Origin of the sequence: Kistimonas scapharcae, from assembly GCF_039540975.1 — a bacterium.
In the GTDB taxonomy this organism is placed as follows: Bacteria; Pseudomonadota; Gammaproteobacteria; order Pseudomonadales; family Endozoicomonadaceae; genus Kistimonas; species Kistimonas scapharcae.
Genome location: NZ_BAABFL010000228.1, coordinates 1 through 1,081, shown reverse-complemented (window position 1 = coordinate 1,081; position 1,081 = coordinate 1). Strand labels below are relative to the sequence as shown.

Annotated in this window: 1 protein-coding gene; it reads right to left on the bottom strand. The window is 47.5% G+C overall.

Annotated features, from left to right (window positions below; translation table 11 throughout):
* Positions 1–63: 63 nt before the first annotated feature.
* Positions 64–1,081, bottom strand: a 1,018-nt coding sequence (asd, locus tag ABD892_RS10575) for an archaetidylserine decarboxylase (RefSeq protein WP_345195588.1), incomplete at its 5' end; no start/stop codon positions are given.

Genomic DNA, 1,081 nt, shown 5'->3' with positions numbered 1-1,081 from the left:
CGGGTCATTGATTACTCACTGACCACCCCCTGTTTAAGTTGGAAATTTCAGAAGAGGCGACAACTATGCTGGCACAGGGGGGATCACCGTTGACCCAATACGGAATGCACCCAGATCATCCCCTTTTTCATACGTATGCTCGTTATTAAAGTTATCGAAGTACTTTGCATGAACATCCGCACGATTCCCGCCTTGTCGATGAGGCTCGATAACGCCCTTTTCCCAAACCGTCTGAATACTGGACACATTGATAGCCCCCACCATGACCATCGCCATACGACCTTGTGGCGTGTCGAAGATACAAACCAGCCGTTCATTTTTAGCAAAAAGGCCATCAATATTTCTCGCTGTTTTGGGACTGACCGAATACAGCTCACCCGGTACATGGATCGTTTTGAGCAACTTACCGTGCATAGGCATATGAAAATGATGATAATCGCCCGGCGATAAATAGATATTGGCAAAGCTACCATCCTTGAACATCTCCGCCAGAGACTCATCTCCACCTAACAAGTCTTCTACGCTATATGAATGGCCTTTGGCCTGAATGATTTCACCGTCGTTAATTTTCCCCGCCTGACTGACGGTGCCATCAACCGGTGACGCGACCTTCCCCTGTGGAGCAATAACCCTGGCGTCTTTTTCCAGGTGACGAGTGAAGAAATCGTTAAAACTTTCATAGTCCTCCGGACGCTGCTTGACAGCTTCCTGAAGATTAATCTTGTGCATCCAGACAAAGAAACGAATCAGTCCGTTTTTGATGGGTTTTACCCGGCAATCAGCAATTTTACCAAATAATGTGGAACAGGCTTTGTGTGGCAAACGCATCTGCAATTTAATAGTGAGTTTTTCAGTTGCATTAGCCATAGCTTTCCGGGTGATTCTTCCACGCCACTTCCTGCGCTTTGCTATCGTCTTTTTTACACCATGCAAAGAAGCAGCGTCTGTTTTACGCAGCTTTGCAGAGCTTGATGCTGTTTTAGAAGGCTGACAATTCCCTTCCTGATTACCACTGTGGCTCAGCCAGCTTGAGAAGCCTTGCTGGCATGGGGCAGGTTCGCGCAGCCATGTAACCCAGCCT